The 7,896-nt window shown below is 50.8% G+C and carries 6 protein-coding genes; 3 read left to right on the forward strand and 3 right to left on the reverse strand.

Translation table 11 applies throughout. The features are described 5' to 3' along the window. Positions 1-64: 64 nt before the first annotated feature. The 3 genes from FN633_RS10390 (at position 65) to treR (ending at position 2,824) form a co-directional block, all read left to right on the forward strand. Positions 65-490 carry a translesion error-prone DNA polymerase V autoproteolytic subunit gene (locus tag FN633_RS10390; RefSeq protein ID WP_154057646.1) on the forward strand — a complete coding sequence of 142 codons (426 nt, stop codon included), beginning with the start codon at positions 65-67 and terminating at the stop codon, positions 488-490. A 3-nt stretch (positions 491-493) separates the two neighbouring features. Then, on the forward strand, positions 494-1,765 hold the full coding sequence (locus FN633_RS10395) for a Y-family DNA polymerase (RefSeq protein ID WP_154057647.1): 1,272 nt from the start codon (positions 494-496) through the stop codon (positions 1,763-1,765). 108 nt (positions 1,766-1,873) lie between these two features. Next, a complete protein-coding gene (treR, locus tag FN633_RS10400) occupies positions 1,874-2,824 on the forward strand; it encodes a trehalose operon repressor TreR (protein WP_154057648.1) in 951 nt (316 codons plus the stop codon). 65 nt (positions 2,825-2,889) lie between these two features. Here the strand turns inward: treR and treC are convergent, their stop codons facing one another. The 3 genes from treC to treF all read right to left on the reverse strand — a co-directional run bounded on the left by treC (position 2,890) and on the right by treF (position 7,768). Then, on the reverse strand, positions 2,890-4,542 hold the full coding sequence (gene treC / locus FN633_RS10405) for an alpha,alpha-phosphotrehalase (protein WP_154057649.1): 1,653 nt from the start codon (positions 4,540-4,542) through the stop codon (positions 2,890-2,892). Between the two features lie 16 nt (positions 4,543-4,558). Continuing rightward, positions 4,559-5,980 carry a PTS trehalose transporter subunit IIBC gene (gene treB / locus FN633_RS10410; protein ID WP_154057650.1) on the reverse strand — a complete coding sequence of 474 codons (1,422 nt, stop codon included), beginning with the start codon at positions 5,978-5,980 and terminating at the stop codon, positions 4,559-4,561. 168 nt (positions 5,981-6,148) lie between these two features. Then, a complete protein-coding gene (treF, locus tag FN633_RS10415; RefSeq protein WP_154057651.1) occupies positions 6,149-7,768 on the reverse strand; it encodes an alpha,alpha-trehalase TreF in 1,620 nt (539 codons plus the stop codon). Positions 7,769-7,896 lie beyond the last annotated feature (128 nt).

A 7,896-nucleotide genomic window follows, 5' to 3' on the forward strand; every position in this document is an offset into this window, starting at 1 on the left:
GATCACGACCGCATATAAATCTACTGTATAAATACACAGTAACTATTATAATAAGGTGACATCCGTGAGTTTAACATTTTACAAGCCCGCAGAGCTGCGCGAGGTTCTCGCGTTTCCTCTCTTTGGCGATCTGGTGCCGTGCGGTTTTCCCTCCCCGGCGCAGGACTATGTGGAGCAGAGTCTCGACCTAAACGAATTAATGATCCACCACCCCAACGCGACCTACTTTGTTAAGGCGGCGGGGGACTCGATGATCGACGGCGGCATCAACGATGGCGACCTGCTGGTGGTCGATAGTGCCCGTACCGCCGCCCATGGCGATATTGTTATCGCCGCCGTCGACGGTGAATTTACCGTTAAAGAGCTTCAGCTTCGCCCCACCGTCCAGCTTAACCCCCGCAATCCCCGCTATACGCCCATCCGCATCGGCAGTGAAGAGGCGCTCGAAATCTTCGGCGTCGTGACTCACATAATCAAATTCACGTGCTGAACTATGTTCGCCCTGGTGGATGTGAACTCATTCTATGCCAGCTGTGAAACGGTCTTCCGGCCCGATCTGCAAGGCAAGCCGGTGGTAGTGCTCAGCAACAATGATGGCTGCGTGATCGCCCTCAGCGCGGAAGCGAAAAAGCTGGGCATTACCATGGGCGCACCGTTCTTCAAGCAGCGGGATCTGTTTCGTGCCCACCGCGTCACCTGCTTTAGCAGCAACTATGAGCTTTACGCTGACATGAGCCGCCGCGTCATGGGGACGCTGGAGAGGCTCTGCCCGCGCGTGGATGTCTACTCCATTGACGAGGCGTTCTGCGATCTCTCCGGGGTGCGTAACTGTCGGGTGCTGGAGGAGTTTGGCCAGGAGATCCGCAACACGCTGTGGCGTGAGACTCACCTAAGAGTCGGGGTGGGGATTGCGCAGACCAAGACGCTGGCCAAGCTGGCTAACTATGCCGCCAAGCGCTGGCCGCAGCTGGGCGGCGTGGTGGATCTCTCGAACGTCGACCGTCAGCGGCGGCTGATGGAACGGCTGCCGGTCGAGGAGGTATGGGGCATTGGGCGACGCCTTGCGAAAGCGCTGGATGCGCACGGGATCAAAAGCGTACTGCAGCTTGCCGACAGCGATATCCGCTTTATCCGCAAGCAGTTCAGCGTGGTGATGGAGCGTACGGTGCGGGAGTTGCGGGGCGAGTCCTGCCTGGCGTTCGATGAGTTTGTTCCGGCGAAGCAGGAGATCCTTTGCAGCCGCAGCTTTGGCGAGCGCACGGCGGACTATGAATCGGTCAGGCAGGCCGTCTGCACCTACGCCTCGCGGGCGGCGGCCAGGCTGCGTGGTCAGCATCAATACTGCCGCGTCATCTCGGCCTTTGTGAAAACCTCCCCCTTTGCCCCGGGGGAGCCTTACTATGGCAACAGCGCAATGGTGAAGCTGCTGACGCCCACTCAGGACAGCCGGGATATTATCCACGCCGCGACACGCTGTCTGGATACCATCTGGCGCGAGGGCCATCGCTATCAGAAGGCGGGCGTCATGCTCGGGGATTTCTACAGCCAGGGCGTGGCGCAGCTCGATCTCTTTGACGCTAACGCGCCGCGTCCGGGCAGCGAGGCGCTGATGGCGGTGCTGGATAAACTCAACGAAAAAAAAGGGCAGGGGACGCTCTATTTTGCCGGGCAGGGGATCCAGCAGACGTGGCAGATGAAGCGCGAGATGCTCTCGCCGCGCTACACCACCCGATGGTCAGATCTGCCGATTGTAAGCGATCGCTGAACAGGCGTAAAAGAGGCCNATGGGCACATTTTGCATATGGGCAAGCTTTAAGGCCGGGTAATGCGTTAAGATTGTCGCAAGATAGAAAAGCTAAGGTGTGGAGCAGGTATGGAAGGTAAGAAACTCACTCTGAATGATATTGCAAAATTGAGTGGTGTAAGTAAATCCACGGTTTCACTTGTCATCAATAATAGCCCTAAAGTCAAAAAATCCACGCTTGACCACGTCCAGTCCGTTATCCAACAGTATGGTTTCACGCCTTCAAAAGCCGCGCAGTCTCTCCGCGCCCAGCGTGAAAAAATTATCGGTATCATCGTGACACGCCTCGATTCGGCCTCAGAGAACCAGGCCGTGCAGACCATTTTGCCTCACGTTTATCAGCACGGATATGATGCGCTGATTATGGAGACGTTGCTACAACCGGAACGTCTTGAAGAACACCTGAAAGTACTGGAAAACCGTCAGGTTGAAGGCGTCATTATTTTTGGTTTCACCGGGATCGCCAGCACCATGCTCCGACAGTGGAAAGACAGAGTGGTACTTATCGAAAGCGAACTCTCTGGGTTTCCCCGGGTTCGTTATGATGGTGCTGGCGCGGTGCGAATGCTGATGCAGCGTATGGTGCACAACGGTGCTGAAAACGTGAGTTTTATTGGCGTCGCGGAGAAAGATAAAACCACAGGCAGCGAACGTTACCAGGCTTATCTGCAGGGATGTGAACAGTTCGGTTTTATTCCCCGCGCAGCATTGGGAAATTTAACCTATCAGAGTGGCTATCAACTGGCGGCGGAGATCGTGAATGCAGAAACGCGCGCGCTGATCTGCGCGACGGATACTATCGCCCTCGGCGCGATCAAATTTATACGCGAAAAGAATTTTAATATTGAGATAGGCAGTATCGGGAGCATTCCGCTGCTGAGCTTTTTATTTCCAGAGGTTATTTCAGTCAGGCTGGGCTATCCGGATGCGGGTCGCGAGGCCATACAGCTCCTGATCGCTCTGTTAAACGGGAATGTCGAAAAGAAAAAAATTGTTATTCCCTGTCAGTTTGTTGCCTAGTGAACGTAATGATTACCGACGTGTATCCTCAAATAGACGTCGGCATCACGCTTTGCGAGAAGCGGTTATTTCATCCACCACATGCATTCATAGGGACGCAGCGACGCTACGCTATTCTGCGCGTCGCCATAATTACCGTACAGCAGACGCCAGCGTTGTTTCTCACCAAAGTAATCATCAATTGAGACTGTATCCGGTGTAAGATTCGCCAACACCAGCAGGCTATTATCACCATCTTCTCGTTTGTAGCACCAGATGCTCTCACTCAGCGGATCCATATCGGTATAGTCGCCAAGGGTCAATACAGGAAGGCTTTTCCGTAGCTCAATGAGACGGCGATAGGTGTTCAGGACTGAATGTTCATTTAGCCGTTCCTGCTCAACGTTAATGACATCATAGTTATCGGCTACGTCAATCCAGCTTTTGCCACTGGTGAAGCCTGCGTTAACGCTGGTGTCCCATTGCACGGGCGTTCTGCTGTTATCGCGCGATTTTTTCTCCAGGATCGCCAGAACGTGTTCCTGAGAGATACCCGCTGTAATAAGGGATTGATAAATATTCAGGCTCTCTACATCGCGATATTGATCGATATGCTGAAAATGCGGATCGGTCATCCCGATCTCTTCACCCTGAAAAATATAAGGCGTGCCCTGCATGCCATGTAATACCATCGCCAGCATTTTTGCAGAAACCTCACGCAGGGGGCCGTCATCGCCCAGGCGGGAGACGATGCGTGGCTGATCGTGATTACACCAGAAGAGTGCATTCCATGCCAAGCCATGCATGCCGCGCTGCCATTCTGAGAATATCTTTTTCAGATGAATGCGATCCGGCGTACCGCGGTTCCACTTTTTGCCCTCATCATAATCTATTTTGAGATGGTGAAAATTAAAGGTCATCGAAAGCTCTTTGCCATCCAGCCTTGCATAACGCTGGCAGTGAGCCAGCTGAGTGGATGACATTTCGCCGACCGTCATTAACCCGCGGGGTTGAAAAACATCCCGGCTCATCTCTTCCAGAAAATCATGAATGGCGGGACCGTCGGTATAGTAACGACGCCCATCCCCGTCGTGATCGTCCGGGAAATCGGGATGCTTCGACACCAGGTTAATGACATCCAGCCGCAGCCCGTCGATCCCTTTATCCGCCCAGAAGTGACACACCGCTTTTAGCGCGTTACGCACGTCCGGATTCTCCCAGTTGAGATCGGCCTGTTCAGAGGAAAAAGAGTGCAGATAGTATTGCTGGCTCTCTTCATGCCACTGCCACGCGCTGCCGCCAAATTTTGAATGCCAGTTATTCGGTGGCAGGGTGCCTTTACCGTCGCGCCAGATATAAAAATTGCGCCACGGGCTTAAACGATCGCTGGCAGCCGATTTGAACCAAGCATGCTGCGTGGAGGTATGGTTAAACACCATGTCCATGACCACTTTTATCTGACGCTCATGGGCGGCCGCAATCAGATTTTCGAAATCTTCCATGGTGCCAAACAGAGGATCGATATCGTAATAGTCCGCAACGTCATAGCCATTGTCTATCTGGGGCGATGAGTAGATGGGCGTCAGCCAGATGGCGCTGACGCCCAGCCACTGCAGGTAATCCAGTCGACGGGTGATACCATTGATATCACCAATACCGTTTCCTGTACTGTCCTGAAAACTGCGTGGGTAGATCTGGTAGATAACGCCGTTCTGCCACCAGTGGATAGCATTTTTCACGAGTTTTTTCCTCTCTCTAAACAATCAGCAGCTTGCCTGAAGCCTGTTTTCTTTTGTAAATAGCGATGGTCAGCACCAGTGGGATCACAATGGCAACCATCATTGCCGCGCCGAAGACAGACCAGTAACGCGTTTGTATTGAGAGGATCGCCGGTAAACCACCGACGCCGATACCACTGGCGGTAACGCTGAAGAGACCGCAAACCAGACCGGCACAGCCGGATCCCACCATGCCGCACAGCATCGGAAAGCGATATTTCATGTTAATGCCATACATCGCGGGTTCGGTGACGCCGAGATAGGCGGAGACGGCGGCAGGAACGGAAATTTCACGCTCGTTTGTTTTTTTACTGATTAATATGATGCCGAGTACGGCGGAGGCCTGCGCCATATTAGAGAGGGCAATGATCGGCCAGACCGGTGTACCGCCCATGTTCTGGATAAGCTGCAGGTCGATTGCCAGCGTAGTCTGATGTACCCCGGTGATCACGAGCGGAGCATAAAGGAAACCAAACAGCGCTGAACCGATAGGTGCGAAGGGACCTGTCATCAGATGACTGACGCCCCATGCGATGCCATCGCCGATAATACGGCCAAAGGGTCCGATAAGGGTATGAGCCAGAAAAACGGCAATGATCAAAGACACCACCGGCACAATCACAAGCGAAAGATAGTCGGGTACGATGCGCTTAAGATTGATTTCTAGCCACGCCAGTGCCATTGCTGCCAGTACAGAGGGGATCACCTGCGCCTGATAGCCCACTTTTTCAATGGTAAACAGGCCAAAATCCCATATATCAGGCACCTCCTGCCCCAGCATGTAAGCATTCATCAACTGTGGCGAGACCAGAGTGATCCCAAGGACGATACCGAGTATCGGTGTGCCCCCCATTTTTCTCATTACCGACCAGCAGATGCCTACCGGGATATAAAAGAATATCGCCTCACCAATCAACCACAGGAAATCGTAGATATTTTTCCACACCGCTGATGCATTAATAAGGGGTTCATTGTTATGTAGTGGCAGATCGCCGATGACATTACGAAAGCCTAAAATTAAACCACCACTGACCAGAGCTGGCAGCAGGGGAAAGAATATTTCGGCCAGGTGAGAGATCAGGCTTTCGTGCCATTTCATATTTTGGCGGGCAACACGTTTAGCGCTTTCTTTATCCATACCGCTCATTTGCGTTTGTTTCAGCAGAACCTGGTACCAGTCGCCGACATCGGTGCCAATGACGACCTGAAACTGCCCGGCATTAGTGAAGCAGCCCTTAACCATTGGCAGCGTTTCAATCTCTTTCGGTTGAGCTTTGGATGCATCGTTCAGAACGAAGCGGAGCCGGGTGATGCAGTGGGTTACCGCTGCGATATTTTCAACGCCGCCAACAAGAAGTATAAGTTTATCAATATCTTGTGTGTTTGCTTTCTTAGCCATAGTCAATGTCCAACACATTAGTAAGACGGTTTTAAGTGGTGCTCATCTTAGTGAGGAGTTATTTTTTGCGTAAGTAGGAACGTTCCAATTATCGAGCGAGATCACACTATATTTCTTGTTCCTTAAAGTGAACCTGGGTAAAAGCGCCAGGCTAACGAGCTGTCCTATTTAATTGCTGTATCTCATTAAGAGTTGATAGGTAACGCCATTAGTCCATGCAAAACCATCCTGTAAAGGATATTCACCCCCTCCGCCTGGAAGGCTTTCTTTATTAGTTATGTCATATTTTTCAACCAGTTTGTGGTGTTTTTGATAAAACTGGTCAACCGTGTGTATCCAGTTAGTCGCTATTTCGTGGGCCAGATCTTTCTCCCCATAATTTTCAAAGCCAATTACTGCCATCCACTGTAGAGGGGCCCAGGCATTGGGTTTATCCCATTGCTCTCCGGTATCTAAAGCGGTACTGAGAATGCCTCCCGGGGTGAGCAGAAGGTCTCTTACAGCCTGGGCTGAGGAGTGTGCTTTTTTTGCTGAACTCATTTTAACGTAAAAGGGCGTCAGAGAAGCCGCTGAGAATGCGCCAAAACATTTATTCTCCCAGTCATAGTCACGGTATACCCCGGAAGCGTTATCCCACAGATGCTTGTTGATGGCTTTTTTACGTCTGAGATAGAGCGATCTAAACTCTTTAGACTGATTGGTTTTTCCCGTTCTCAATAAAATTTCAGAAATTTTTCTTTCGAGATTAAACAGAAATGCGTTTAAATCTATGGGGATAAATGCGGTGGTTCTGATGCTACTGAGTTTGTTACTTTCATCCAGCCAGCGCGAAGAAAAATCCCAGCCTGAGGCGGCAGCCGAGCGCAGCTCGCGATAAACCTGTCTGTGTTCACGCCCGCTGAGGTTAGCCGTTTCAATATCTTCGGCCCATGACTCATCCCGTGGGCTATCCCTCTCATCCCAATAGCGATTGAGTATCGAACCATCATCCAGGGCGACAACATGTCGCAGAGCCTGGCCGGGCACTATTTTATTACTGCCTTCCATCCAAAAACTGTACTCTCTTAGCAGCTGCTCAATGTAATCATCAGCATTTGCGAGTCCCTTTTCCTCTATCAGCTCTAACATCAGCGAAAAAACAGGCGGGTGGGATCGGCTAAGGAAATACGTTCTGTTGCCGTTGGGGATATGACCGTACTGATCTATTAGCCATGCAAAGTTATCGGTCATATCTTTCAATAAATCAGGACGCCCACTATCAACGAATCCAAGCATAGCGAAGTACGAATCCCAGTAAAACGTCTCACCAAAACGGCCCCCTGGCACGATATACGGGTAGGGGAGATCCAGCAGTGAGGAGTGCTCAGTTTTTACCGACACTTTGGTGAGTATTGGCCAGAGATCTTCGATATGTTTTTGTAAAGACTTTGGACTGTCTGAAACGTAGTTGCTTTCGTTCACATAGGGAATGTAAAAGTTCTCATGAACGAACAGCGCCAGGTTAAAGTCAGGAAGAGGCGATTTTTCCCGATATTGCGCTAAAATAAGCTCAGGTGCCATTTTTCCCGTGCAGTCAGCAAATGTCTTGCCATCAGGGAAAACTCTGGCCAGTTGTACTGCATGAAATAACTCCTGGTAGAGATCGGCCGGGGTCATGACGGGGTTTTGATAGTCCAGGGCAGAGAATTGATAATATAAACTCAACCAGTTCTCACGGTGGTTATCATTTAAAAATTTTTGTATGGTTTTGCTGTATCTTTCTTTGGTATCCGTGTTTACATTAATCATATGAGCCTTTTTCAACATATATCATGTAATAAGTACGATGGAATAAAAACCTGTCATCATTTTGTCTAAACTCTAGCACTTAAAAGGCAAAATTGGAACGTTCTTATTGAGAGCGCAGTGGATGGAGC

It is taken from the genome of Pseudescherichia vulneris (assembly GCF_902164725.1).
Lineage (GTDB): Bacteria > Pseudomonadota > Gammaproteobacteria > Enterobacterales > Enterobacteriaceae > Pseudescherichia > Pseudescherichia vulneris.

Bases quoted from the DNA above. Each gene is read 5' to 3' on its own strand.
- treR (WP_154057648.1), top strand. From the start codon at position 1,874: ATGGAAGGTAAGAAACTCACTCTGAATGATATTGCAAAATTGAGTGGT.
- treF (WP_154057651.1), bottom strand. From the start codon at position 7,768: ATGATTAATGTAAACACGGATACCAAAGAAAGATACAGCAAAACCATA.
- treB (WP_154057650.1), bottom strand. From the start codon at position 5,980: ATGGCTAAGAAAGCAAACACACAAGATATTGATAAACTTATACTTCTT.
- FN633_RS10395 (WP_154057647.1), top strand. From the start codon at position 494: ATGTTCGCCCTGGTGGATGTGAACTCATTCTATGCCAGCTGTGAAACG.